Source organism: Sphingobium sp. Ant17 (genome assembly GCF_000588875.1).
Classification (GTDB): Bacteria; Pseudomonadota; Alphaproteobacteria; order Sphingomonadales; family Sphingomonadaceae; genus Sphingobium.
Map to the genome: position 1 here is coordinate 75015 of NZ_JEMV01000006.1, position 25086 is coordinate 100100.

The 25086-nt window shown below is 64.4% G+C and carries 23 protein-coding genes, 1 tRNA gene and 2 pseudogenes; 15 read left to right on the forward strand and 11 right to left on the reverse strand.

All coding sequences use genetic code 11. From position 1 onward, the window contains the following. Positions 1-101: 101 nt before the first annotated feature. The 5 genes and pseudogenes from BF95_RS04580 to hspQ all read right to left on the reverse strand — a co-directional run bounded on the left by BF95_RS04580 (position 102) and on the right by hspQ (position 4701). Positions 102-755 (reverse strand): YoaK family protein, encoded by a 654-nt coding sequence (locus tag BF95_RS04580; RefSeq protein WP_081764033.1) that lies wholly within the window; start codon positions 753-755, stop codon positions 102-104. 135 nt (positions 756-890) lie between these two features. Then, entirely contained in the window at positions 891-1481 is a 591-nt protein-coding gene (locus BF95_RS04585) for a hypothetical protein (protein ID WP_043149686.1), read from the reverse strand. Positions 1482-1553: 72 nt separating this feature from the next. Further along, positions 1554-3489, reverse strand: a pseudogene (locus BF95_RS04590) (OPT family oligopeptide transporter). A gap of 119 nt (positions 3490-3608) precedes the next feature. After that, entirely contained in the window at positions 3609-4373 is a 765-nt protein-coding gene (locus BF95_RS04595; RefSeq protein WP_043149687.1) for a GDSL-type esterase/lipase family protein, read from the reverse strand. Next, positions 4330-4701, reverse strand: a complete 372-nt coding sequence (gene hspQ, locus BF95_RS04600; RefSeq protein ID WP_043149689.1) for a heat shock protein HspQ — start codon at positions 4699-4701, stop codon at positions 4330-4332. The genes BF95_RS04595 and hspQ overlap by 44 nt, the downstream gene beginning before the upstream one ends. Before the next feature lie 134 nt (positions 4702-4835). Here hspQ and BF95_RS04605 point away from each other — a divergent pair. Further along, positions 4836-4925, forward strand: a tRNA-Ser gene (locus BF95_RS04605). Between the two features lie 221 nt (positions 4926-5146). On the opposite strand, the gene BF95_RS04610 is transcribed toward BF95_RS04605, so the two are convergent. Next, positions 5147-6079 (reverse strand): LysR family transcriptional regulator, encoded by a 933-nt coding sequence (locus tag BF95_RS04610; RefSeq protein ID WP_043149690.1) that lies wholly within the window; start codon positions 6077-6079, stop codon positions 5147-5149. Between the two features lie 176 nt (positions 6080-6255). On the opposite strand from BF95_RS04610, the gene BF95_RS04615 reads away from it, so the two are divergent. Both BF95_RS04615 and BF95_RS04620 read left to right on the forward strand, forming a co-directional pair. Further along, the gene (locus BF95_RS04615) at positions 6256-6585 is read left to right on the forward strand and encodes a nuclear transport factor 2 family protein (RefSeq protein WP_043149691.1); all 330 of its coding nucleotides are present in this window, start codon (positions 6256-6258) and stop codon (positions 6583-6585) included. Positions 6586-6649: 64 nt separating this feature from the next. Beyond that, on the forward strand, positions 6650-7429 hold the full coding sequence (locus BF95_RS04620; protein ID WP_043149692.1) for an SDR family oxidoreductase: 780 nt from the start codon (positions 6650-6652) through the stop codon (positions 7427-7429). Between the two features lie 16 nt (positions 7430-7445). On the opposite strand, the gene BF95_RS04625 is transcribed toward BF95_RS04620, so the two are convergent. Further along, the gene (locus BF95_RS04625) at positions 7446-8777 is read right to left on the reverse strand and encodes a dicarboxylate/amino acid:cation symporter (RefSeq protein ID WP_043149693.1); all 1332 of its coding nucleotides are present in this window, start codon (positions 8775-8777) and stop codon (positions 7446-7448) included. 176 nt (positions 8778-8953) lie between these two features. After that, positions 8954-9529: a pyridoxamine 5'-phosphate oxidase gene (pdxH, locus tag BF95_RS04630; RefSeq protein ID WP_043149695.1), complete on the reverse strand. Its 576-nt coding sequence runs from the start codon at positions 9527-9529 to the stop codon at positions 8954-8956. A gap of 128 nt (positions 9530-9657) precedes the next feature. Here pdxH and BF95_RS04635 point away from each other — a divergent pair. The 6 genes and pseudogenes from BF95_RS04635 (at position 9658) to BF95_RS04660 (ending at position 16285) form a co-directional block, all read left to right on the forward strand. Beyond that, a pseudogene (locus tag BF95_RS04635) lies at positions 9658-10574 on the forward strand (DnaJ C-terminal domain-containing protein). Between the two features lie 15 nt (positions 10575-10589). Then, the gene (locus tag BF95_RS04640; RefSeq protein WP_200866879.1) at positions 10590-11555 is read left to right on the forward strand and encodes a YihY/virulence factor BrkB family protein; all 966 of its coding nucleotides are present in this window, start codon (positions 10590-10592) and stop codon (positions 11553-11555) included. Beyond that, positions 11552-12358: an enoyl-ACP reductase FabI gene (gene fabI / locus BF95_RS04645; RefSeq protein ID WP_043149696.1), complete on the forward strand. Its 807-nt coding sequence runs from the start codon at positions 11552-11554 to the stop codon at positions 12356-12358. Before BF95_RS04640 ends, fabI begins: the two co-directional genes overlap by 4 nt. Beyond that, positions 12355-13425 (forward strand): chorismate synthase, encoded by a 1071-nt coding sequence (gene aroC / locus BF95_RS04650; RefSeq protein WP_043149697.1) that lies wholly within the window; start codon positions 12355-12357, stop codon positions 13423-13425. Before fabI ends, aroC begins: the two co-directional genes overlap by 4 nt. A 211-nt stretch (positions 13426-13636) precedes the next feature. Beyond that, positions 13637-15418 carry an SLC13 family permease gene (locus tag BF95_RS04655; RefSeq protein WP_043149699.1) on the forward strand — a complete coding sequence of 594 codons (1782 nt, stop codon included), beginning with the start codon at positions 13637-13639 and terminating at the stop codon, positions 15416-15418. 78 nt (positions 15419-15496) lie between these two features. Then, positions 15497-16285, forward strand: coding sequence for a PhzF family phenazine biosynthesis protein (locus BF95_RS04660; protein WP_043149744.1), 789 nt, complete (start codon positions 15497-15499; stop codon positions 16283-16285). On the opposite strand, the gene BF95_RS04665 is transcribed toward BF95_RS04660, so the two are convergent. Further along, positions 16282-17406 (reverse strand): serine hydrolase domain-containing protein, encoded by a 1125-nt coding sequence (locus BF95_RS04665; protein ID WP_043149700.1) that lies wholly within the window; start codon positions 17404-17406, stop codon positions 16282-16284. The two genes, BF95_RS04660 and BF95_RS04665, sit on opposite strands and share 4 nt — an antisense overlap. Before the next feature lie 38 nt (positions 17407-17444). Between BF95_RS04665 and BF95_RS04670 the strand changes: the two genes are divergently transcribed. From BF95_RS04670 to BF95_RS04680, 3 genes are all read left to right on the forward strand, one after another. Further along, on the forward strand, positions 17445-17765 hold the full coding sequence (locus BF95_RS04670; protein ID WP_043149701.1) for a hypothetical protein: 321 nt from the start codon (positions 17445-17447) through the stop codon (positions 17763-17765). 48 nt (positions 17766-17813) lie between these two features. After that, on the forward strand, positions 17814-19586 hold the full coding sequence (gene recQ, locus BF95_RS04675; RefSeq protein ID WP_043149702.1) for a DNA helicase RecQ: 1773 nt from the start codon (positions 17814-17816) through the stop codon (positions 19584-19586). Positions 19587-19914: 328 nt separating this feature from the next. After that, positions 19915-20346, forward strand: coding sequence for a TIGR01244 family sulfur transferase (locus BF95_RS04680; RefSeq protein WP_043149704.1), 432 nt, complete (start codon positions 19915-19917; stop codon positions 20344-20346). A gap of 134 nt (positions 20347-20480) precedes the next feature. Here BF95_RS04680 and dmeF read toward each other — a convergent pair whose 3' ends face one another. Together dmeF and BF95_RS04690 are read right to left on the reverse strand one after the other, a co-directional pair. Continuing rightward, complete coding sequence (gene dmeF, locus BF95_RS04685) at positions 20481-21449, reverse strand: CDF family Co(II)/Ni(II) efflux transporter DmeF (RefSeq protein WP_043149705.1); 969 nt, start codon at positions 21447-21449, stop codon at positions 20481-20483. Further along, positions 21446-21718 carry a metal/formaldehyde-sensitive transcriptional repressor gene (locus BF95_RS04690; RefSeq protein ID WP_043149706.1) on the reverse strand — a complete coding sequence of 91 codons (273 nt, stop codon included), beginning with the start codon at positions 21716-21718 and terminating at the stop codon, positions 21446-21448. The genes dmeF and BF95_RS04690 overlap by 4 nt, the downstream gene beginning before the upstream one ends. A 119-nt stretch (positions 21719-21837) precedes the next feature. Here BF95_RS04690 and crtY point away from each other — a divergent pair, with 119 nt between their 5' ends. From crtY to BF95_RS04705, 3 genes are read left to right on the forward strand one after another with little or no spacing between them, the layout of a single operon-like run. After that, positions 21838-22986: a lycopene beta-cyclase CrtY gene (gene crtY / locus BF95_RS04695; RefSeq protein ID WP_043149707.1), complete on the forward strand. Its 1149-nt coding sequence runs from the start codon at positions 21838-21840 to the stop codon at positions 22984-22986. After that, a complete protein-coding gene (locus BF95_RS04700; RefSeq protein ID WP_043149709.1) occupies positions 22986-24467 on the forward strand; it encodes a phytoene desaturase in 1482 nt (493 codons plus the stop codon). Before crtY ends, BF95_RS04700 begins: the two co-directional genes overlap by 1 nt. 5 nt (positions 24468-24472) lie before the next feature. Continuing rightward, entirely contained in the window at positions 24473-25054 is a 582-nt protein-coding gene (locus BF95_RS04705; RefSeq protein WP_043149710.1) for a TIGR00730 family Rossman fold protein, read from the forward strand. Positions 25055-25086: the final 32 nt, after the last annotated feature.

Below are 25086 nucleotides of genomic sequence, written 5' to 3' on the forward strand. Positions count from 1 at the left end.
GGGCCCCTCCCTCTCCCGTGAAGACGGGAGAAGTGTAGATGTTGCCGTCATGCCGGGCTTGATCTGATAGTCAGGATGCCCCCCAAAACTGGCGGCACCGGCTATCGCGCTGTCACCGTCCCACCGAGCGGGCCGAGATAGAGGCTGAAGCCCCATAAGGCGGCGCACCAGCCGCATGCTACCCACAGGGCGGACAGGTCGAGCTGCGCGAACAGGGCTGCGCCGATGATCGCGCCCAGCACCAGGCTGAACCACAGCAGCATATGGGGCAGCCAGCCAAAGCGCGGGCCGCCGGTCAGGGCGAGCGCGAAGGATTGGCCGAGCTTTACCAGCGCGCCGGTCATGTAGGTGACGCCGATGCTGACCTCTCCATCGCGCTGGAACACATTGTTCACGGCCCCCATCGCGGCGGCCATCAGGAAGGTTATCGCGTCGCCGGGGTGGTCTGCGGACAAGGCAGCGAGGATCAGCATCCCCAGCACCGTTGCCAACACCGCCTGTTTGCGCCAGCGGCCAGCAAGCCTGCCGATCACCGCCCCGCCGAACACGCCGCCGACAAAGGCACCGATCAGGCCCATGGCCATGCCGGCGACCGCCGTCCCCCCGGCGATGCCCACCGCCATCCGCGTTGAATTGCCGCTCATGAAGGAGACGAACAGCCCGCCCAGCTTGAGCAGACCCAACGCATCGACCATCCCGGCCAGCGCGGCCAGTCCAAAGGCCAGTGCATAGCGCGGGAGGGGGTGGGCGCCCATAGGTCAGGCGATCCGCTGCAGGAAGAGGATCGTTTTGCGCGTTAAAAGAAAGGCCATTGCCTGCCACCCCCTGGTTCAACAGCGTGCTAAACCAGCGAGGGCTGAGAGGACAGGATAAAGCGAAGGCGCGCGGCGCTATCGGGCGGCCACGTCGCGGCTGAGATAGACCTGGGCGACGCGGCCGTCCTGCATCGCGCAGGTGAAGCGGCGGGTGGTGCCGATGGTGGCGCGATAGCTGGCGCGGGTTTCGATTTCGCCGTCGATATTATAACCGCCTTGCGTGGGGCGCGGCTCGTCCATGGCGCGGATTTCGGCATAGCCTCCTTCACGGCTCTGCGCTTCGTCGCGGGCGGCGACGGCGCAGGCGTCTGCCATAGCATCGAGGTTGTTGACGACGTCGGAGAAATCCTCCTCGCCGGGCGCTGCGCCTTGCCTGTCGGTGCCATAGTCGGTGCCGGTCGCCGGGGGCGGGGTGTCATCGTCCACATAGGGCGCGTTGCCGCGGGCGGCCTGCTTGTCCTTGGACAGGGAAGAGGCGACGATCGCGACCGCGCCGATCAGCGCGGCGACGCCTACCGCATCGCCAAAACCGAAGCCATTGCCCCGGTCGCGATGGTGTTGACCCCAACCGCGATCATAGCGGGGACGCGCTTCCGCCGCGCTGACGCTGCCGAGCATCAGGCCAAGGGCCACCAGCGATCCCGTCATCCAGCGCGTCTTGCCCATTATCCCGATCCTCTTATCCTCCTGCGATAGGCCGACTTATATCCGCGCCCGGCTGTCGCGCGGCTGAACGGATCAGGTCAGCGGCGCGCTCGCCCAATGGCGCAGCCGGGCATAGAGGCCGGCGATGACGCCCGCGAAGATCAGGATGGCGAGCGGCACGGCCCAGTGACTTTCGCCCACGAGCGCGAGCGGCGTGTCGCTGTCGGTCGCCGCTACGATGCCAGCGAAGGCGACGCCGAACAGGCTTTCGCCGACGATGAAGCCAGTCGCCATCAATACGCCCATGCGCTCGGCAAATTCGGGGTTGGACTGGCGCAGCGCCCAGCGATTGTAGAGATGGCCGATCAGCGCGCCGACCGGGATGAGCAGCGTCAGCGCCATCGGCAGATAGATGCCCATGCCGACCGCCAGCGGTGGCAGGCGCAGCTTGCCCGCCTTGCCCAGCAGTTCGTCGGCCAGCACCACGACCGCGCCGATGCCAGCGCCGATGCCGATCAGGCCCCAATCAAGATCGCCGCCCAATACGCCTTTGGCGAGCGCAGAGATCAGCGCCGCCTGCGGGGCGGGCAGGGCGTTCGGCCCGGCACCGGGCGCGCCAGCAAAGCCGAAGGCGCTGTTCAACAGGTCCAGCACTGGCGGGATGACGAGCGAGCCGAAGAGGACGCCCAGGATCAGCGCGATCTGCTGCTTCCACGGCGTCGCGCCGACAAGCTGGCCGGTCTTGAGATCCTGAAGATTGTCATTCGAAATGGTGGCGATGCCGAACACGATTGCGGTGGTGAAGAGGGCATAGGCGACAAGGGCCTGGGCACGATACGGGTCGCCGCCCGACCCGTAGATGGCCGCGAGCATGAGCGATGCGCCCAGCACGGCGAGGATGCCGACGCCCGAAATCGGGCTGTTCGACGCGCCGATAAGCCCCGCCATATAGCCACAGACCGACGCGATCACGATGCCCGCGACCAGCACATAGGCCAGGGTCAGGGCGATGACGGGGACGGGATTGGCGGCGATCGGGCCGCCCTGCGCGAAGATCCAGAGCAGCACGCCGATCGGCAGCATCGACGCGACGATGGTGCCGCCGACAATGCCAATGGGGAGGTCGCGTTCGGTGAGTTCCAGCAGCCCGGCATTGCCCGCCTTGCGCGTCGCATTGGCGACGAGGGCGGAGCGGATACCGCCGATGATGGGGCCGAGAATCTTGAGCAGGGTCCAGATCGCGGCGACGCCGATCGTGCCCGCGCCGATGAAGCGCGCCTTGGTGCGGAAGGTGTCGCGACGATGGTGGCGAGGTCGCCGCCTGCAGGCACGGGGGCGGTGAGGAAAGGCACGATGCCGAACCAGCTGATCACCAGGCCCACGAACATGGCGACGCCGACCGACAGGCCGACCAGATGGCCAACGCCGATCAGCGCCATCGAAAAGCTGGTCGACATCGACGTCGCGCCGGTGCCGAAGCGGAAGAAGGTCGCGGCTTCCTCGGCGATCAGCCGGGTCTTGGCGATGATGGTGAAGGCGGCGGCGGCGACGGCGCTCAGCAGAATGGCGGACAGGCCACGCTTATTCTCTTCGGCGCCCGCGCGCGATCCCGCGCCGACCTTGAGCACTTCGGCGGCCGCGACGCCTCGGGATAGGGGAGGTCGGAGCCGGTCACGAGTGCGCGGCGCAAGGGCACGGAATACATGACGCCCAATATGCCGCCCAAGGCGATGGTGCAGGCGGACAGCCAATAGGGGAAGCCCTGCCACCAGCCGATCATCACCAGGCCGGGTAGCACGAAGATGATCGCCGAGAGCGTGCCCGCCGCCGAGGCGATGGTCTGGACGATGTTGTTTTCCAGGATCGTGCCGGTCGCGAACAGGCGTAGGATCGCCATGGAGATGACCGCCGCGGGAATGGAGGTCGCGAAGGTCAGGCCGATCTTGAGGCCGAGATAGACATTTGCGGCGGTGAAGACGAGGGTGATGAGCGCGCCCAGGATGACGCCGCGCAGCGTCAGTTCGGCCATCCCGCTGGCCTGTGGCTTGTCCGTTGTCACCCTATATCCCCTTGGCTCTACGCTTGTTGCTTGGGCTTGGTAATAATGTTGCTTCGCTTTGGATCAATCGGAAAGTGCGGCGCGCAGCATCAAGAGGCCTTTTCCGGGGTCGTGGTGACGGGGGCGACACGATCGAGCCAAGTGTCCACCAACCGCGTCCAGCGCTGATAGCCTTCCCGCTTCATATGCAAGCCATCGGCGCGAAAGAGCGAGGCGTCGGGCAAGCCATCGCGCGCCAATAACAGGCTGCCGACATCGAGATAGGTGAAGCGGACGGCCTTCGCGCGCGCGGCCACGGCCTGGTTGATCGCCGCCATTTTGGGCCAGAGCGTCCAGCGGATCGGACTGGGTTTGAGCGAGAGAAAGGCGATGGGCGCGCGGGGATAATCTTTGCGTAGCCGCTTGAGCAGGGTCAGGATGTCGGCGGCGACCTTGTCGGGACTAGCGCCTGCGGCCAGATCATTTTCGCCGACATAGACGATGATCGTGCTGGGCTCGGTCGGCGGCAGAAGGCGTCGATAATAGCGCAGCACGTCGGGCGTGCTGGCCCCGCCGAAGCCGCGATTGACGGTCGGGATGTCGGTGAAACTGCCCGCTATGTCCCACAGGCGGATGCTGGAACTGCCCAGGAACAGGGTTGCGCCCTCGACCGGCGGGCTGGCGGCATTGGCTTTGGCAAACGCCTCGATCTCGCGCGCGAAGGGGAAGCTGGGATCGGTATTGGGCGGACGATCCTGCGCCTGCCCGCCTTCCGCCTGCCCGCGCGCGATGCCAGGCAGCGCGAGCGCTAGCAACAGCGCGGCGACAGCCTTAATGACGATGGAGCGGGCGCAGGCGATATTTACCATCCGCATAGGCACCGAACATGCCGGTGATGGCGGGGTGATCGACCGGCTCGTCGCTGTCGTCGGTGACCAGATTCTGTTGGCTGACATAGGCGACATAGCTGGATTCGCCATTTTCGGCGAGCAGGTGGTAAAAGGGCTGCTGCTTGTCGGGCCGGGCATGTTCGGGGATCGCGTCATACCATTCCTCGCTATTGGCGAAGACCGGGTCGATATCGAACACGACGCCGCGAAAGCCGAACATGCGGTGCCGGACCACATCGCCGATGCTGAAGCGGGAATGGACGATCGGCGGGGCGGTGACGCCAGCGCCGAAAATCTGAATCGTGTCTCTCATCCCATCAATTTAGGGTGGATCGACGCCGACACAAGAAAAAACCCGGAAAGCCCGCTTGGCAAGCGCGATTTCATTCGCTAATGGCCGCCGCTCGACCAGGAACGCAGGTGCCATCGGCACGGCGGACCTTCTGCGGAGAGGTGGCAGAGTGGTCGAATGCACCGCACTCGAAATGCGGCGTGCCCGAGAGGGTACCCAGGGTTCGAATCCCTGCCTCTCCGCCAACATTCCAACCAAGCGTTTGCAACCATTGGGTTTTAGGCTGGAATTGGTCGTCAGGCCAACATTCGGCCGAACATCATTATTTTCAGGCCGCGGAAGCTGCTGGCCCACCCAATGGGCAGGCCTAACCGCAAACCGTGCAGCAGGCCTTGGGCGTCAGGTATCACGGGGAATATGCTCGGCTGAAATCGCCAGGGAAAATTCATAGATCCTCGTGCTGAGCCTATTGTCTATGGCATCCAATGCGCTGCTTCGCGGTCGTTGCAGCGGCAAAATTGCGGGCGAGGTCGATGAAGGCTGCGAACGCAGCAGACGGGTTTCGTCGATTGGGATAATAGAGGCACAGCGGCGCGAGCGGGGGCGTCCAGTCTTCAAGGACACGAACCAGGCGGCCAGCCATTATGTCGTCACGAACGTCGGACTCCATGAGGAAGCCGATCCCGACATCGTTCAGTACCGCCATGCGCGCGAGGCTGGCCTCGTCCAGCGTCATCGGGCCATCGACATCGACCTGTATCGCTTGCCCCTCCTTCTCGAACTGCCAGCGAAACAGCGCAGCATTGGGTAGCCTTACACGCAGGCATGCATGAGCCAGGAGGTCAGGCGGCACGAGCGGTGTCCCGTGCGTCGTGAAATAGGAGGGCGAGGCGACCACGGCATAGCGTCGATAAAGGCCGAGCGGGACAGCGATCATGTCGCTGGGGACCAGGTCGGCGGTGCGAATGCCCACATCAAAGCCATCCGCGACGATGTCAACGAGCCGCCCTTCCGTGACGAGATCGATATGGACCTGCGGATAGCGTCGGAGAAATTGGAGCAGGAGGGGTGAGAGGATCTCCCGCGCGGCCGTCGCGAAAGCATTGATGCGCAGCGTGCCCGAGGGCGTTTCCTGCTGCGACCGAGCCGCGTCCATGGCTTCGTGAATGTCCTGCAGCGCCGGGCCGACCTTGCCGACGAAATGCCGTCCCGCATCCGTCAGGGAAACGCTGCGTGTCGTGCGATTGAACAGGCGGATGCCGAGTTGCCGCTCCAGCTTGCCGATGGCGTTGCTGAGCGCGGTCGTGGAGACGCCAAGGTCGATCGCTGCCGCCCGGAAGGAACCCTTGCGCATGATGGCGATCACTGCGTCGAGTTCGATCAGACTATGCCGCATCATTATCCTGCTTTTCGTAACAGCGCATCCCGATTTATCCCGATTATCATTGCATCCGTCCAGCGCTAATTGGGTGCCACGATCGAGCCCCGGATCCGCGACGGCCAATGACCCGAGAGACACGACGCGCCGCTGTGGCCATGTCTTTGGCTGTCGATACGCATGGAAGGAGACGAGAGATGACTGTTGAACTGCCCAAGCCCATTGCCGATTATTTCGCCGCCGATGCAGCGCAAGACGCCGACACGCTGGCCCGCTGCTTCACCGAGACTGCCGAGGTGATAGACGAAGGCAAGACGCATCGCGGGAAGGCGGCTATCCGAGACTGGAAAGCGGACACATCCACCACGTACCGCTACACCGTCGAGCCTTTCGCCATGGCCACCCAAGGCGAACGCATAGCCGTAACCAGCCACGTCAAAGGCGATTTCCCCGGCAGCCCGTTGGACCTGCGCTATTTCTTCACACTGGATGGCGACAGGATCGCTGGCCTTGAGATCATCCCATGAGGGCCGATCATCCCGTGCGCGGGCGAGAGATAATTCGGATGTCTGGTCGAAAGGAAGCCGAGGCATGACCCCTTTCATCACATTGCAAGGCAAACGCGCGCTGATCACGTCCGGCACCCGTGGGGCAGGGGCCGCGACGGTCAGCCTCTTCCGCGAACTTGGCGCACAGGTTGTCACGAGCGCGCGGACCCAGCCTCCTGGCATGGTGGACGCATTGTTCGTAACTGCTGATCTGACGACGCCGCAAGGTTGCGTGGAGTTGGCGAGCGCAGTGCGGGATCGGATGGGCGGCGTGGACATCATCGTTCACATGCTGGGCGGGTCTTCCGCGCCGGCGGGCGGGTTTGAAGCCTTGAGCGACGCAGAATGGCGCAAGGCACTCGACCTCAACCTCATGCCCGCCGTCCGGCTGGATCGCGCATTGCTGCCGGACATGGTGTCGCAGGGTAGCGGCGTGGTGATCCATGTTACCTCTATCCAGCGCGAACTGCCCTTGCCGGAAGCGACCACTGCCTATGCCGCTGCCAAGGCTGCGCTTTCCACCTACAGCAAAAGCCTCTCCAAGCAGGTGTCGCCCGATGGCGTCCGGGTGGTGCGGGTCTCGCCGGGCTGGATCGAGACGGAATCGGCGGTCGAACTGGCTGCGCGTCTTGCCGCCGAGCATGGCGGCGACATTGCCCATGGTAAGAAGATGATCATGGACTCGCTCGGCGGCATTCCGATCGGAAGGCCATCGACACCGCAAGAGATCGCCAGCCTGATCGCTTTCCTCGCGTCCGATCGCGCGGGCACCATCACCGGGACGGAATATGTCATCGATGGCGGGACAGTGCCGACGGTGTGATCTGGATTGCGGAGCCTTACCCTCTCTTGTCCTCGTCCACCATGTCCGACGCCAGTTCGAGCCCTGCGCGGCCATGCGCGGCGGTGTGGGCCGGGGCTTTGGGATGGGACACGTCTATCGGTTCCTCGACCTCCAACATGCCTTCCCATTTGGTGATGACCGACGTTGCGATGGCATTGCCGAGCACGTTGGTCGCGGTGCGGCCCATGTCCATGAAGTGATCGACGGCGAGGATGAAGGCGACGCCTTCGACCGGCAGATCGAATTGGCCGAGCGTCGCGGCCACCACGACCAGCGATGCACGCGGCACGGCGGCGATGCCCTTGCTGGTCACCATCAACACCAACAGGATCGTGATCTGCGTCGCGATCGGCAGGTCGATGCCATAGGCCTGCGCGATGAAGATCGTCGCGAAGGTCGCGTACATCATCGACCCGTCGAGGTTGAAGCTATAGCCGAGCGGCAGCACGAAGCTGTAGATGCGGCGCGGCACGCCGAACCGGTCGAGCTGTTCCAGCATCTTGGGATAAGCGGCTTCCGACGAAGCGGTCGAGAAGGCGATCAAGATCGGTTCGCGCACATAGCGGATGAGCGTGAACATCCGCTTGCCCAAAAACACCGAGCCGGCCGCGAACAGCAGCAGCCAGAGGCAGAAGAGCGCGATATAGAATTCGCCGATCAATTCGCCGAATGTGACGAGCACACCCAGGCCCTGGGTCGTAATGACCGATGCGAGCGCGCCGAACACGGCGAAGGGTGCGACGCGCATGACATAGCCTGTCACCTGCAACATCAGTTCGACCATCGCCTCGATCACGCCGACGATGGGCTTGCCCTTCTCGCCGATCGCGGTGAGCGCGACGCCGACGAACAGCGAGAAGACGACGATCTGGAGGATCGAATTTTCCGCCATCGCGCCGACCATGGACGTTGGGAAAACGTGCAGGATGAAGTCGCGGAAGTTGAGCGATTCGGTATTCACGCCGGATTCGGCACCGTCACGGACCAGGTTCAGTCCATCGCCCGGTGCGAAGAAATTGACGAAGATCAGGCCCAACGTCAGCGAAATCAGGCTGGCAATGACGAACCAGGCGAGCGCGCGCCCGCCGATCCGCCCCAACGCGGCGCTATCGCCCATATGGGCGATGCCTGCGACCAGGGTGGAAAAGACCAGCGGCGCGATGATCATCTTGATCAGGTGGAGGAAGATGTCGGCCAGCAGGTGGAAATAGCCCGCCACCTGTTTGGCCAGCGCCTCGTCGCCGCCCACCCACAGGTTCGTGGCGAACCCCACGATCACGCCTAATATCATGCCGGTGAGGATGAAGGCCGTCAGTCTGTTGCGCATCTATTCCCTCTTGAGCCACGCTCACGCGGCCCCACGATATTTTTACATCTGTCAGGGATCACCTAACAGGCGCATCGGCCACCCGCAATCGGTGTGCGTCCCCCGCCTGGGAGATAGACGAACCAGCCGCCGCTTTCCGCGCCTCGCTTCGTCCCAAAGGCCGCGATCAGTCCATGTCAGGGGTAGAGCAGGCCTTCGGTCCAGACCGTGCCGTCATATGTGAACAGACGGCGTTCATGCAGCCGATGTTCGCGATCCTGCCAGAATTCGATGCGCGCAGGCACCAGCCGAAATCCCGACCAATGGGGCGGACGCGGCACCGGCTGTCCCTCGAACCGGGCATTGGCTTCCTCGAAGCGCGCCATGAATATCTCGCGCGAAGGCAAGGGACGGGACTGGTCGGAGGCCCAGGCACCCAATTGGCTGTCGCGGCTGCGCGTGGCGAAATAGGCGTCGGCGGTGGCGTCATCGACCGGGCCGACGGTGCCCTCTATCCGTATCTGCCGTCGCGCCGATTTCCAATGGAACAGCAAGGCGGCATGCGGATTTTCGGCCAGGTCGCCTGCTTTGCGCCCTTCGAAATTGGTATAGAAGACAAAGCCGTCCGGCCCATGGCCCTTCAACAAGACCATGCGGACGGATGGACAGCCGCGCGCATCGGCGGTGGCCAGCGCCATGGCGTTGCTGTCGTTGATTTCGGTTTCGCGCGCCTGGCTATACCAGTCGTCGAACAAGGCAAAGGGATCGATCATGCCCCACTGTCTAGGCGGACGAGCTGTTAGTGTCGATACGGGCAATTGCGCAACTTGAACGCAAGCCCCGCTTTCGCCACATAGGACCGCTAATCTACCTTTCCAGAACAAGAGGCACCAGAGTATCGATGGCTGATCCCTATTCCACCCTTGGCGTTGCGCGCGGCGCGACCGAGGCAGAGATCAAGTCAGCCTATCGCAAGCTGGCCAAGGAACTGCATCCCGACAAGAATAAGGATAATCCCAAGGCGTCGGAGAAGTTTTCCGCGGCCACCAACGCCTATGACCTGTTGTCCGACAAGGATAAGCGGGCTCGGTTCGATCGCGGCGAAATTGACGGCGATGGCAATCCGACCGCGCCCTTTGGCTTTGGTGGCGGGGGAGGGGGCGGCGGTTTTCGCGGCCAGCCCGGCGGCGGCGGCTTCGATCAGGGCGGCGCGGATTTCGGCGATATCTTTGAGGGCTTGTTCGGCGGCGCGGGTCGCGCGCGGGTGGCGGCGGATTTGGACGACAGGCCCCCCCGTCCAAGGGCGCGAACGTCGCCTATCGCCTGGCGGTGCAATTTACCGATGCCGCCACGCTCGCCCCTCAACGGATAACGCTGCAGGATGGCAAGACCATCGACCTTAAACTGCCCGCCGGGGTCGAAACCGGCACGCAGATGCGCCTGTCGGGCAAGGGGCAGGCCGGGCCTGGCGGCGCGGGTGACGCGATCGTCACGATCGAGGTGAAGCCGCATGCCTTCTTCACCCGCGATGGCGACAATGTCCTGCTCGACCTGCCGATCACGCTCGACGAGGCCGTCAAGGGCGGCAAGGTCAAGGTGCCGACCGTCGATGGCGCGGTGATGCTTGGCGTGCCGGAGGGAGCGACATCGGGCAAGACGCTGCGGCTGCGTGGCAAGGGGTTTACCGGCAAGGATGGCGCGCGCGGCGACCAGTTGGTCACGCTTCAGATCGACGTGCCTGCCGATGATCCTACGATCCGTGCGCTGGTCGAAAGCTGGCATGATAGCCGACCCGTCCGCGCCCATCTCGGCGTTTGAGGCGTTAGGGGGCGGATGCCGACAAATTCGCCCTACACGCCGGAATCCCGCCGCCATATGGCGGCCCGGACGCGTGCCCGTTTTCACCGTCAGATGAAGCGGATGCGGCCCGGTTCGCAGGCGTTCGAGGTGATGAAGCGCGTCGCCATCGGCACCTATAGCGATGGTTTCATCCATGCGGGGAACCTCGCCTATCTTTCGCTGATGACGCTGTTCCCCTTCTTCATCGTTGCAGCGGCGGTCGCGAGCATCTTTGGCCGTACCGAAGATGGGGTCGCAGCTGTCAACGCCTTCCTGACGACAGTGCCGCGCGGTGTCGCCGACGTCGTGCGGCAACCGATCAGCGATGTGCTCAATGCCCGGTCCGGCCCCTTGCTCTGGCTTGGCGGTTTCGTGGGTTTGTGGACCGTGGGCAGTCTCATCGAAACCATCCGCGACATATTGCGCCGCGCCTATGGCACCAAAAGCACCAAATCCTTCTGGCAATATCGGCTGAGCGCAGTCGGCATCACTTTGGCCAGCGTCGTGGCGGTGATGTTCGCTTTTTCGCTCCAGGTGGTGATCACGGGGATCGACCAGTTCCTCCAGCAGATATTGCCCTGGGCCGACGATGCGATCGCCCTGGTCGCTTCGGCAAAGCTCGTGCCGATGGTGATCGTCTGCATCGCGCTTTGGTCGCTGTTCGTCTCCCTGACGCCGACCATCTACAAGGCCCGGCGCTTCCCCAAATGGCCCGGCGCAATCGCGACGTCGCTCTGGTGGTATGGCACGACGCTGCTTTTGCCGCCCACCCTGTCGCTGCTCGGCGGCTATGATCGCACCTATGGCAGTTTGGCAGGCGTCATGATCACGCTCATTTTTTTCTTCCTAGTCGGGCTTGGCGTGGTAATTGGCGCGGAATTGAATGCGGCGCTGGCGGAATTTCCCGAAGAGGAAGTGGCCCTGCTGCCCGAAGACCAAGGGAACGGAACGACGATATGAACGGCTTGATGGCGGGTAAGCGCGGCCTCATCATGGGTCTGGCGAACGACAAGTCGTTGGCTTGGGGCATTGCAAAATCATTGCATGAACAGGGGGCCGAACTGGCCTTTTCCTATCAGGGCGATGCCTTGGCCAAGCGGGTCCGGCCTTTGGCGGAGCAGGTAGGGTCAGACTTCCTGATCGATTGTGATGTCACCGACATGGACAAGCTGGACGCCGCCTTTGCGGAGATAGAGACGCGCTGGGGCACGCTCGATTTCGTCGTTCACGCGATTGGCTTTTCGGACAAGAACGAGCTGCGCGGCCTCTATGTCGATACCAGCCTCGATAATTTCTTGATGACGATGAACGTGTCGGCTTATAGTTTCGTGGCCGTCACCCGCCGCGCCCGCGCGCTGATGCCCAACGGCGGCAGCATCCTGACGCTCAGCTATTATGGCGCGGAAAAGGTCATCCCCCATTACAACGTCATGGGCGTGGCCAAAGCGGCGCTGGAAACCAGCGTCAAATATCTGGCGATGGATCTGGGACCGGAAAATATCCGCGTCAACGCGATCTCGGCCGGCCCGATCAAGACGCTGGCGGCGAGCGGCATCGGCGACTTCCGCTATATCCTCAAATGGAACGAACTGAACGCCCCGCTGCGTCGCAACGTGACGATCGAGGATGTGGGCGGCGCCGGGCTGTACTTGCTGTCGGACCTGGCGAGCGGCGTCACCGGCGAAATCCACCATGTCGATGCAGGCTATAATGTCATCGGCATGAAAGCCGAAGACGCCCCGGACATCGCGCTCGATAAATGAGCATCAACAGTTTCGGTCGCATGTTCCGCTTCACCACCTGGGGCGAGAGTCATGGCCCGGCGATCGGCGCGATCGTGGACGGCTGCCCGCCGGGCTTGCCGCTCAGCGAAGCGGACATCCAGCCCTGGCTCGACCTGCGCAAGCCCGGCACGTCCAAATTCACCACCCAACGGCGTGAGGCGGATGAAGTCCGTATCTTGTCGGGCGTGTTCGAGGGGCGGACGACCGGCACACCGATCAGCCTGATGATCGAGAATACCGATCAGCGATCGAAGGATTATTCGGACGTCGCCAAGGCCTATCGTCCTGGCCATGCCGATTATGCCTATGACGCCAAATATGGCTTTCGCGACTATCGCGGCGGCGGGCGTTCGTCTGCGCGTGAAACGGCTTCGCGGGTCGCGGCGGGCGCGGTTGCGCGCGCCGTCATCCCTGACGTCGATATCTTCGCCTATGTCAGCGCGATTGGCGGCGATGCGATTGATTATGCCCGGTTCGACGCGGCGCAGATCGGGCAGAACCCCTTTTTCTGTCCCGACCCGGAAGCGGCCATGCGCTGGGAAAAGCTGGTGGACGAAGCCCGGCGCGACGGCTCCTCGCTCGGCGCGATCGTGGAATGCGTCGCCAGCGGCGTTCCGGCCGGTTGGGGCGCGCCGCTCTATGCCAAGCTCGACAGTGAATTGGCTGCGGCGATGATGAGCATCAATGCGGTCAAGGGCGTGGAGATCGGCGACGGTTTCGCTGCCGCCAGCCTGCGCGGCGAGCAGAATGCCGATCCGATGCGCCCCGGCAGCGACGGGCCTACTTTCCTTGCCAACCATGCGGGCGGCATTGCGGGCGGCATCGCCACCGGCCAGCCGATCAAGCTGCGTGTCGCCTTCAAGCCTACCAGTTCAATCCTGATCCCGGTCGAAACCGTGACGCGCGATGGCGAAGCGTCCGACATCATTACCAAGGGTCGCCACGACCCCTGCGTCGGCATTCGCGGCGTGCCCGTGGTCGAGGCGATGATGGCGCTGGTGTTGGCGGACCAGAAACTGCTCCACCGCGCCCAGTGCGGGGAATGACACGCTGGAAGACGGCATCGCCCGTTCGACGGACAAGCAGCAGAGCCTAAGCCTGGAAAGCGTCACCCCATATTGGGTGGGCGGATTGACGGTCAAAATGTCCCGCTCCCCGCCGTGACACGGGCCAGTCATGCAACCATGGCTGGCTCCTTTCGTTTCAGCCCGGCAAGATCAGCGGCCAGCGCCAATCTTGTCGGGGATCAGGGGCATTATGCATTTCATTACCGCGCTGCTGGGCGTGTATCGGGCCGAAATCGGGCTGGCGGTTCTGGCCGCCATGTTCATCGCTTTCGTGCGCGAACGCTATTCGCCCACGGTCATTGCGGTGGTGGGAGCTTGCACCTTTGCGCTGCTGGGCATGCTGGATGAAAAGGCGATGTTCTCGGTCTTTTCCAACAGCGCGCCGCTGACCGTCGGGGCGATGTTCATCCTGTCGGGTGCGCTCATTCGCACCGGTGTCATCAGCCGCGTCGCGGACCTCATCATGACGCGGGCGGAACGACGTCCCCGCCTCGCGCTCGCCGAAGTCGCGATCGGCACCATCATCCTGTCGGCGTTCCTCAACAATACGCCGGTGGTCGTGCTGCTGATCCCGATCATGTTCAAACTCGCGCAGGCGACCGGCTTTCCGATCAAGAAACTGCTGATGCCGATGAATACGGTCGCCGTGCTCGGCGGTTGCTTGACCCTTGTCGGTACATCGACCAACCTGATCGTCGCAGGCATTGCCGCTGACCAGGGCATGGCTCCCTTCGGCATCTTCGACATCACCCTTTATGGCTTGGCGGGGACTATTGCTGGCATCGTTGCCTTGCTGTGCCTGTCCTTCCTGCTGCCCAGCGATGCGCCGAGCATTGCCGGAGAAAATGGCGGCAATGTGCAGGATTATCTGACCGAACTGGTGGTGCCGCAGGATAGTGACCTCATCGGCCGGGATATCGCATCGCTGAGCATGTTCGGCCGGTCGGTCAAACTCCAGGGTATCAAGCGCAGCGGCGACATTCGCCGCCGCGACCTGATGGAAGAGGAACTCCATGCCGGTGACCGGCTGATCGTCCGGGCCGATGGTGCGGCGATCATGACATTGCGGGAGGCCGGTGACTTCGAATTGGGTATCGCCGCTGATTCGCGCACGTCGGGGCAGGAGGGCAGCGTGGTCGAAGCCATGGTGTCGCCCAGCCACCCATCCATCGGCGAGCGGTTGATGGACATTCCCTTCCTCCACGCGTTGCGGGTGCGGATCATCGGCATCCACCGTGCCCGGCATCTGCCCGGACCAGACCTGCCCGATACGCGTGTGCGCGGCGCGGATCGATTGTTGATCGCGGGCAGTGACGATGCGATGCGTTCGCTGCGCGACAATCCCCATCTGATCGGCGTCGATGTCAGCCGGGTACGCGCTTTTCGCCGCAAGAAAGCATGGATCGCGATCGTTGCGATGGCGGGTGTGGTGCTGTTGTCGGCCCTCAACATCATCGGCATCGGGCTGGCGGCGGTCATTGCCGTCGGCCTCATCCTCGTCACCCGCTGTATCGACCCGGAGGAGGCCTGGGGCGCGGTCGATGGCGATGTGCTGGTGCTGATCTTCGCCATGCTGGCGGTCGGCCTTGCGCTGGAACAGGCGGGCAGCGTCGCGCTGATGGTCGGCTGGATCACGCCGCTGCTGCAAAGCGCGCCGGCCTGGTCGCTGGTTTTCCTTATCTATTTCTTCGCGTTGATCCTGTCCGAACTGCTCAGCAACAATGCGGTTGCGGCGCTGTTGACGCCCATCACGATCGCAATCGCGCAGCAATTGGGGGTCGATCCCCGTCCCCTGATCATCGCGCTGATGATCGGCGCATCGGCCTGTTTCGCGACCCCGATCGGCTATCAGACCAATGCGCTGGTCTATGCCGCTGGCGATTATCGCTTTGCCGATTTCGTGCGGATTGGCGTGCCGATCAACATCGTCGTGGGCGTAGCGGTGTGCAGCGCGCTGGTGCTGCTCGGCTAAGCGCCAATCCGGTGCGGCTGGCTCTGTTCGCAGGCCCGCCCCTCCGCCATCGCCGTGACGAATGACGAGGAACTTACCATGACCAGCCTGCCCTTCACCCAGGTCGATGCTTTCGCCGATGCCCCTTTCACCGGCAATCCGGCCGCGGTGATGCCGCTCGACGCCTGGCTCGACGATGCCACGTTGCAGGCCATTGCGGCGGAGAATAACCTGTCCGAGACGGCCTTCACGCTGGCGACGCCCGATGACCCGGAGGCGGATTACGCGCTGCGATGGTTCACGCCCACCGTCGAGGTGAAATTGTGCGGCCATGCTACGCTCGCCAGTGGCCATGTGCTGATGGGGCAGGGGGATGTCGTGCGTTTTCGCACGCGCCATGCGGGCATATTGACCGTATCGCGCGCAGGCGAAGGCTATGCCCTCTCGCTCCCGGCCTGGGACATGGTGCCCCGCGCGCTGCCCGAACTGGCGGCGGGGCTGGGGGGCACGCCAGTCGAGTCGCATTGGCGGGACGGTGGCTATAGCCTGTTCCTCTTCCCCGATGCCGCTGCGGTGCGCGCGCTCGCGCCCGACTTCGCCGCATTGAAGGCGCAGGGGGACGTGATGCTCATCGCCACCGCGCCGGGCGACGATAGCGATATCGTCAGTCGCGTCTTCGTACCGGGCGGCGGCGTGGATGAAGATCCCGTCACGGGGTCCGCCCATGGTCTGCTCACCCCCTTCTGGGCCAGGCGCCTCAGCAAGACGACGCTCAGCGCTTTTCAGGCCTCCGCGCGTGGCGGGCGGCTTGGCTGTACGCTCGATGGCGACCGGGTGATCCTGACCGGCCAGTGCCGCACGGTGATCGAGGGCCGCTTCCACCTTTAGCCTGGAAATAGCCCGATCACCCGCGCCAGCGCCGTTTTCACTGCGGTCCGCTGTTCCTTTTGCGGCGACATGCCGATGCGTACCACGGTCAGCCGCTGGCTGGGCGATACCAATATATATTGCCCATTATGCCCCACGCAGCCGAACAGGCTGGTGGGGGCCAGGCCCGGCATCAGCGCGCTTTCGCTGCCTTCGCGGTTGAGCCAGAGATGCGCGCCATAGGCCGGGTTGCGCGTGGATGGCGTGCGCATGAAGTCGACCCATTTTTCCGGCAAAATCTGATGCCCGGTGGGGCCGCGCCCCTGCCGCCGCAGCAATTCGCCAAAGCGGCCATAGTCGCGCGTGGTCATATGCATCATGCTGCCGCCGATCATCGTGCCCGCCGCATCATATTCGGGCGTCAGGCTGGGCAGTTTGCCGGGTGCCTTCAACCGTCCATCGATGAACATCGCCATCGCCCGCCGCCGCACGTCGGGATCACTGCTGTTGGTCAGCATCCGGGTCATCAGGTCGGACAGGATGATGCTGCTGCCGGTCGAATAGGCGAAATGCGCGCCCGGCGCATGGGCCAGCGGCTTGGCCTCGGCATAGGCGCGCATGTCCTGCGCGCCGTCAGTGAACAGCATCCGCACCGTGTCGCCGCTGGTGATCGGTTCGCCATCCTCGACATGATCAAGGCCGCTCGTCATCTGGAGCAATTGCCGCAGCGTGATCTTGCCGCGCGGGTCGCCTGGCTGGCTCCACGCCGCCACGGGCACCGGCGCGTCGATCGCCAATCGTCCGTCCGCCACCATCAGCCCGACCAGGACCGCCGTCACGCTCTTGGCGATCGACCAGGACAGGAGTTTCGTGTCCGGCCCGAAGCCCGGCGCATAGCGTTCCGCGATGATTTCACCATCGCGCATCACCAACAGCGCGCGGGTGTCGCCCATCGCCGCATCGTCGAACAAGGGGTCGATCGCGGCGCGCAGCGCAGCCTCGCCCACTGCCGCGTCGCTTGCCACATGGTAGAGCGGCTGCGGGTCGGCCGCGCGCACGCTCCACAGCCCGCCTGCGCCGACGAGGGCCACCAGGGCGGCACCAAGGCCAAGCCGCTTTACGCTGTTCCATTCGATCTTCATAAACCGCGCCCTTAGCCATCCCCAACCGAGTCGGGAATATGCCGGGCCGCCGGACCATCATTTATCTTGCCCTTGTGCTTATCCTGTCGCTGCTGGCCGTGCTGGGCTGGCATTGGAGCGGACTGCGCGATCGGGCGGAACTGGGCGCAGCCTATGGCGCGCGCCTCGCCTGCTCGTGTCGCTATGTCGAAGGGCGCGCGATGGGCAGTTGCGAGGAGGATAAGGAACCGGGCATGGCGCTCGTCACCCTGACCGATCGGCCCGAAGACAAGGCGGTCGAAGCGCGTGTGCCCTTTGTCGCCACGCGTACCGCGCGTTTTCGGCCCGGCTGGGGCTGCCTGCTCGATCCCGTCCCTTAAGCGGCGGCAAGGCTGGCCCCCCGCGCTTTCCCCCGCTAAGGCCGCGTCATGCGGCCCGACATTCCCACGCTCCTTCACGACATTTTCGGCTTCACCCGCTTTCGCGGGGTGCAGGAACAGGTGGTCGCGCGCGTCATGGCGGGCCAGCCGACGCTGGCCATCATGCCGACCGGGGCGGGCAAGTCGCTCTGCTACCAGTTGCCCTCTGTCGCGCTTGATGGCTGCTGCGTCGTCGTCTCGCCGCTGATCGCGTTGATGCACGACCAGTTGCGCGCCGCCACTGCCGTCGGCATTCGCGCCGCCAGCCTGACCAGCGTCGATGCCGACTGGCGCGAGACGCAGGACCGGTTGCGTAATGGCGATCTCGACCTGCTCTACGTCGCGCCTGAACGTGCCAGCCAGGAAGGGTTTCGCAACCTGCTGCGATCGGCGAAGGTCGCGCTGTTTGCGATCGACGAAGCGCATTGCGTGTCCGAATGGGGCCATGATTTCCGCCCCGACTATCGCCTGCTGCGCCCGCTGCTCGACGAATTTCCCGATGTCCCCCGGCTGGCGCTGACCGCCACGGCCGACGCGCATACGCGCAAGGATATATTGGTTCAGCTCGGCATCCCCGACGATGGCCTCATCATATCGGGCTTCGACCGGCCCAATATCCGCTATGCCGTCCATCCGCGCGATGGCCTGACGCGGCAACTGGCCGATCTCGTCGCCGCCAATCCCGGCCCCGGCATCGTCTATGCCCAGACCCGCGCCGCGACCGAGAAGCTGGCGGAAACGCTGGGGCGGGGCGGTCGCGCCGTGCGCGCCTATCATGCCGGGCTGGACCCCAAGGTCCGCGCCGCCAATCAGTCCGCCTTCATCGCCAGCGAGGATATGGTGATGGTCGCCACGGTCGCGTTCGGCATGGGGATCGACAAGCCCGACGTGCGCTTCGTCGCCCACGCAGGCCTGCCCAAGTCGATCGAGGGCTATTATCAGGAATCGGGCCGCGCGGGTCGTGACGGCGAACCGGCGGTCGCGCATCTTTTCTGGGGGGCGGAGGATTTCGCCCGCGCCCGGCAGCGGATACTGGAATTGGAGCAAAGCCGCCAGCAAGGGGAGCGCACACGGATCGCGGCGCTGGGCGCGCTGGTCGAGACGGCGACCTGCCGCCGTGCCATATTGCTGCGCCATTTCGGCGAAGATCCGCCCGCCACATGCGGCAATTGCGACAATTGCCTCTCCCCCCCGGCCAGCCTGGACGCGACCGAGACCGCGCGCAAATATCTGTCCGCCGTCTATCGCACCGGCCAGAGTTTCGGGTCCGGCCATATCGAGGCGGTGCTGACCGGCGCGGCGAACGACAAGGTGCGCGAGCGCGGCCATGACAAGATTTCGGTCCATGGCATCGTGTCGGGGGACGAGATCGCGCTGCTGCGTCCCGTGTCGCGCGCGCTGCTGGTGCGCGACGCGCTGGAGACCACCGAGCATGGCGGGCTGATGCTTGGCCCAAACGCCCGGCCGATTTTGCGCGGGGAGGAGGAGGTGCGCATCTTGGTGCCGCCCAAGCGTGAGCGACGGTCCCGCAATGCCCGTAACGGGGCGGACGCGAACCCGGTCGGCGATCCGCTGTTCGACGCGCTGCGCGCCTGCCGCCGCGAACTGGCGCAGGAGGCGGGCGTGCCGCCCTATGTGATCTTCCATGATTCCACGCTGCGCGAAATGGCCGAGCAGCGGCCCTCTTCGATCCGCGATCTCGGTACGATCAGCGGCGTGGGGCAGAAGAAGCTGGATGCGTGGGGCGATGCTTTTCTGGCGGCGATCCGGTCGTTCCTGTAGCGCCAACGGTCACAGGTCCGCGCCACATTCAAGTTCACGATGTCGTGGGCGCATATTCGGGCCGATTGCGACGGAAAAGTGCCGGAAAAGTGCTTCCGAAGACCCGGTAACGCGACACCGGCGCGACAGTGACGCGCCTGTGTCGCGACAATGACGCGACGGTCGATCCGGGATGCAGGGCAGGGCGGGGTGCGAACGTGTTCCATCCGACAGGTTAGATCATCGCAAATCCTACATCGGAAGGGCTTTGCGCAACGACGGGAGGAAGAGGCCGCTCTTGAATCCTGATCCTGACCGGCGCATGGCCTGTGCCAAAGGAGAAGCCCCCATGTTCCGCAAATTGACCGACCGCATCCTTGTTTCGCCGCAGATCACGCTGGACCAGGTGGCCGACGCCAAGGCGCAGGGCGTGACGATCATCGTCAACAACCGCCCCGATGACGAGGAACCGGGCCAGGTCAACGGCGCGGAGATCGAAGCCGCGGCCAAGGCGGCGGGCATCGCTTATGTTGCCGTGCCGGTGGCGCATGGCGGTTTCGCGCCCTGGCAGTTGGACGCGATGGCGAGCGCGCTGGAACAGACGGAGGCAGGCGGCAAGATGCTGGCTTATTGCCGGTCGGGCACGCGCAGCACGTTGCTATGGGCGCTGACCCGCGCGCGGGCGGGCGATGATGGCGACGTGCTGGCGGCGCAGGCGGCAGCGGCCGGCTATGACATCGCGCCGGTGCGGCAGATCATGGATGCGGTGAAGGGGCAGTGATGCAGGCCGGATAGGCCCTCACAGAATCGCGCTACAACAGCGTCGAGCCCCCTCTTCCAACTGCGCCTAGGTGCCTTTGGCACCAAGGCTTCCTATCCTTCTCCCCGCTGGGGAGAAGGGGGTTTGGCTGAGACCTACCCGCACTCGACCGTTACATGCGCCATGCGGGGGAGCGCGTGTAGTCGTGCGCGGACGGCCGGGCCGTTCGCGCCGGGGGCGAGGCTGAGGATGACGGCGTGGGCGTGGGGGCCGATGCGCCAGACGTGGAGGTCGCGGATGGTGGCGCCTTCGGCTTCCGCCAGCGCGCGGACCTTGGCCGTCAGCGCGGGTTCGGCGGTGTCGAGCAGGATGGCGGCGGTGTCCTTCATCAGGCCCCAGGCCCAGCGCGCGATGACGATCGACCCCAATATGCCGACCGCCGGGTCGAGCCACCACCAGCCAAGATAGCGCCCGGCGAGCAGCGCCGCGATCGCCAGTACCGATGTCAGCGCGTCGGTCAGCACATGGACATAGGCGGCGCGCAGGTTGTTGTCGGCATGGCCATGCTGATGCCCGTCATCATGCCCGTGTCCATGATCATGGCTATGGTCGTGGCCCAGCAGAAATGCGCTGATGAAGTTGATGATGAGGCCGACGATCGCCACCAGCGTCGCTTCGCCGAACGCGACCTTGACCGGCTCCAGAAAGCGCATCCCCGATTCGATTGCGATGAACAGCGCCATGACGCCCAGCAGGAGCGCGGAGGCGAAGCCAGCCAAGTCGCCGACCTTGCCGGTGCCGAAGGTGAAGCGCGGATTGCGCGCATGCCGCCGGGCATAGCCATAGGCAGCCGCCGCTACAGCGAGCGCGCCCGCATGGGTCGCCATGTGAAAGCCATCGGCCAGCAGCGCCATCGAGCCGGTCATCCAGCCCGCGACGATCTCCACCACCATGGTCGCGGCGGTCAGCCAGACGACCCACAGCGTCCGTTTGGCATTTTTGTCATGCCCGTCGGACAGATAGATATGGTCGAAATAATGGCTTTCCTCGCCGTCCGTGGTGGCGGGCGATTGCGTGTGGTCGTGATGGGCGTGATCGTGAGGATGGTCGTCGTGCATCGTCATTTCCCATAGCGGCGGATCAGCGCCAGCATTTCTTCGGCGGCCGCTGCGCGCGCCTCGTCTGACAGGCCGGGGCAGGCGACATGCTCGCGCATATGCTGCTCGATCAGTTCCTCCATCAGGCTGCCGACGGCGCCGCGCACTGAGGCGACCAGTTGCAATGTTTCCGAACAGCCCGCGTCGCCCGTCAATTGCCGTTCGACGGCGGCGACCTGCCCCGCAATCCGGCGCACCCGCGCCAATAATTTGTCTCGATCCGCGATGATATGCATAGGGTAGCCCCCTATACTATGCGCGCCGTCCCTGCAAGGTCCCTCACCTGCCCCAAAAACCATAGCGTGCCCCCACTTCGGCCATGGCTTTGCCACGTCCCCTCGCCTAACAGGGAGCGATGACGAACCGGTTGGACTGCGATTTGGCGATCCTTGGTGGCGGCCTGTCGGGCAGCCTGATCGCGCTTGCCTTCGCGGCCAAGCGGCCCGATGTCCGTGTCCGGCTGATCGAAAGCGGCGCAGAGATCGGCGGCAACCATATCTGGTCCTTCTTCGACGGGGACGTAGCCCCGCAAGACCGCTGGCTGGTCGATCCGCTCGTCACCCATCGCTGGGCACAGGGGCATGAGGTCCGCTTTCCAGGGCATCGTCGCCGTCTCGATACCCCCTATAACAGCATCGCCTCGCCCCGGCTCGACGCGCATGTCCGCGCAACGCTGGGCGATGTGACGATGACGGGCGCGACGGTCGCCGCCGTCACGCCGACCAGCGTCCGCCTGACGGACGAGCGGGAGATCGACGCGGGGGTGGTGATCGACGCGCGCGGGGCGGCGGACCTGTCGCCGCTGCGCTGTGGCTGGCAGAAATTCGTGGGCCATGCCCTGCGGCTCGATGCGCCGCACGGCATCGACCGGCCAGTGATCATGGATGCGACGGTCGACCAGATGGACGGCTATCGCTTCGTCTATCTGCTGCCTTGGGACGAGCGCACCATCTTCGTCGAGGATACCTATTACAGCGACACGCCCGACCTGGACGTGCTCGCCATCGACGCGCGCATTGCCGCTTATGCCAGCGACAAGGGCTGGACCGGCACGCTGATCCACCGCGAACAGGGCGTGTTGCCCGTGGTCCATGGCGGCGATTTCGATCTTTATTGGCCCAAGGATGATCCGGTCGCGCGCGCGGGCGTGCGGGCCGGGCTGTTCCAGCCGATGACCGGCTATTCGCTGCCCGACGCGGTGCGCTTCGCCACCTGGCTGGTCGATCAGCCGCTTGATCAACTGGCGACCGTCACCCGCGCCCATGCGGCGGCGCATTGGCGCAGCGGCGGCTATTATCGGCTGCTTGGCAAGATGCTGTTCGGTGCGGCAGTTCCCGACCAGCGCTGGCGTATCTTCGCGCGCTTCTACGGCCTGCGCGCGCCCCTCATCCAGCGTTTCTACGCCGGACGTTCCACCATGACCGATCGTGTCCGCATCTTGTGCGGACGACCCCCCGTGCCCATAAGGGATGCCATGCGAACATTGTTGAATCCGCCCGCCTGATGACCAGGAAAGCGATAATCATCGGCGCAGGCTTTGGCGGCCTGGCGCTGGCCATCCGCCTGCAATCCGCGGGCATCGACACCACGCTGGTCGAGGCGCGCGATCGCCCCGGCGGCCGCGCCTATATGTGGCAGAAGGACGGCTTCACCTTCGACGCCGGGCCGACGGTCATCACCGACCCCGATTGCCTGAACGAGTTGTGGCGTTTGTCCGGCCATGACATGGCGCAGGACGTCACGTTGATGCCGGTCAGCCCCTTCTACCGGCTCAACTGGCGTGACGGGACCAATTTCGATTACAGCAATGACGAAGTGTCGCTGCGCGCCGAGATCGCCAAGCTCGATCCCGGCGATGTCGCGGGCTATGACCGTTTCCTCGATTATGCGGCAGGCGTGTTCGAAGAGGGCTATCGTAAACTCGGCGCGGTCGCATTCCTCGACTTCGCCTCGATGATCAAGGCCGCCCCGGCGCTCGCCCGCTATCAGGCGTGGCGGTCGGTCTATTCGGTCGTGTCTTCCTATGTGAAGAATGAGAAGCTGCGCGAGGCGCTGTCCTTCCACACGCTGCTGGTTGGCGGCAATCCGATGAAGACCAGCGCCATCTATGCGCTGATCCACAAGCTGGAAAAGGATGGCGGCGTCTGGTTCGCCAAGGGCGGCACCAACAAGCTGGTCGAGGGGATGGCCACCCATTTCGAGCGGCTGGGCGGTACGTTGCGGCTGGGCGATAAAGTCACGCGGATCGAAACCTATGGCGACAAGGTCACGGCGGTTCACACCGCGTCGGGTTGGCGCGGGGAGGCCGATGCGGTCGCCAGCAACGCCGACCTGATGCACAGCTATCGCGACCTACTGGGTCATCATCCGCGTGGGGCGAAGCAGGGGCAAAAGCTGACCAACAAGCGCTGGTCGCCCAGCCTGTTCGTGCTGCATTTCGGCATCAAGGGCAGCTGGCCCGGCATTCCGCACCATATGATCCTGTTCGGGCCGCGCTATGAAGGGCTGCTCACCGACATTTACGATCATGGCGTGCTGCCGGAGGATTTCTCGCTCTATCTGCACCACCCGACCGTGACTGATCCGTCGATGGCGCCCGAAGGCCATTCGACCTTCTATGCGCTCGCCCCGGTGCCGCATATGGGCAAGCTACCGATCGACTGGGACCAGTTTGCGCCTGCCTATGCCGAGCGCATATTGGACGAAATCCAGCATCGCTTGATCCCCGACATCCGCTCGCGCATCGTCACGCAATTCCATTATGCGCCGACCGATTTCGGCCGCGACCTCAACGCGCATCTGGGCAGCGCTTTCAGCCTGGAGCCGTTGCTGACGCAAAGCGCCTGGTTCCGCGCGCATAATCGCGACGATGTCATTCCCAACCTCTATCTGGTAGGGGCCGGCACCCATCCCGGCGCGGGCATCCCCGGCGTGGTGGGCAGCGCCAAGGCAACCGCCGCGCTGATGCTGGAAGATTTGGGTTAGAGACGATGAAGAAATTGGCGGTCTATTGCGGTTCGGCGACGCCGGCCGACCTGACCTATATCGACGCGGCGCGCATGGTGGGCCGTACGCTGGCGGAGCGCGGCATCGGCGTCGTCTATGGCGGCGGGCGGCTGGGCCTGATGGGCGCGGTCGCCGATGCCGCGCTGGAGGCGGGCGGGGAGGTGATCGGCGTGATTCCTGATGCGCTGGTCGGCGCGGAAGTGGCGCATCGCGGCTGCACGCAATTGCACGTCGTCCAGACGATGCATCAGCGCAAGCAGCTCTTCACCGACCTGTCAGATGGCTTCATCACGCTGCCCGGCGGGGTGGGCACGATGGACGAATTGTGGGAAGCGATCAGCTGGGCGCAGCTTGGCTATCATCAAAAGCCAGTCGGGTTGCTCAATGTCGCGGGCTTTTATGACCAGTTGATCGGCTTCAACCGGCAGATGGTGGAAGCGGGCTTTATCCGCCCGCAACATGCCGGGATTTTGATCCATGCCGAGGGGATCGACGAATTGCTGGATGCCTTAGCCGCCTATCAGCCGCACGAGACCATCTTTGCGATGAAGGCGGATCGGCTCTGATCCTGTTGCGCAGGCATAGGGATAAGGGATGA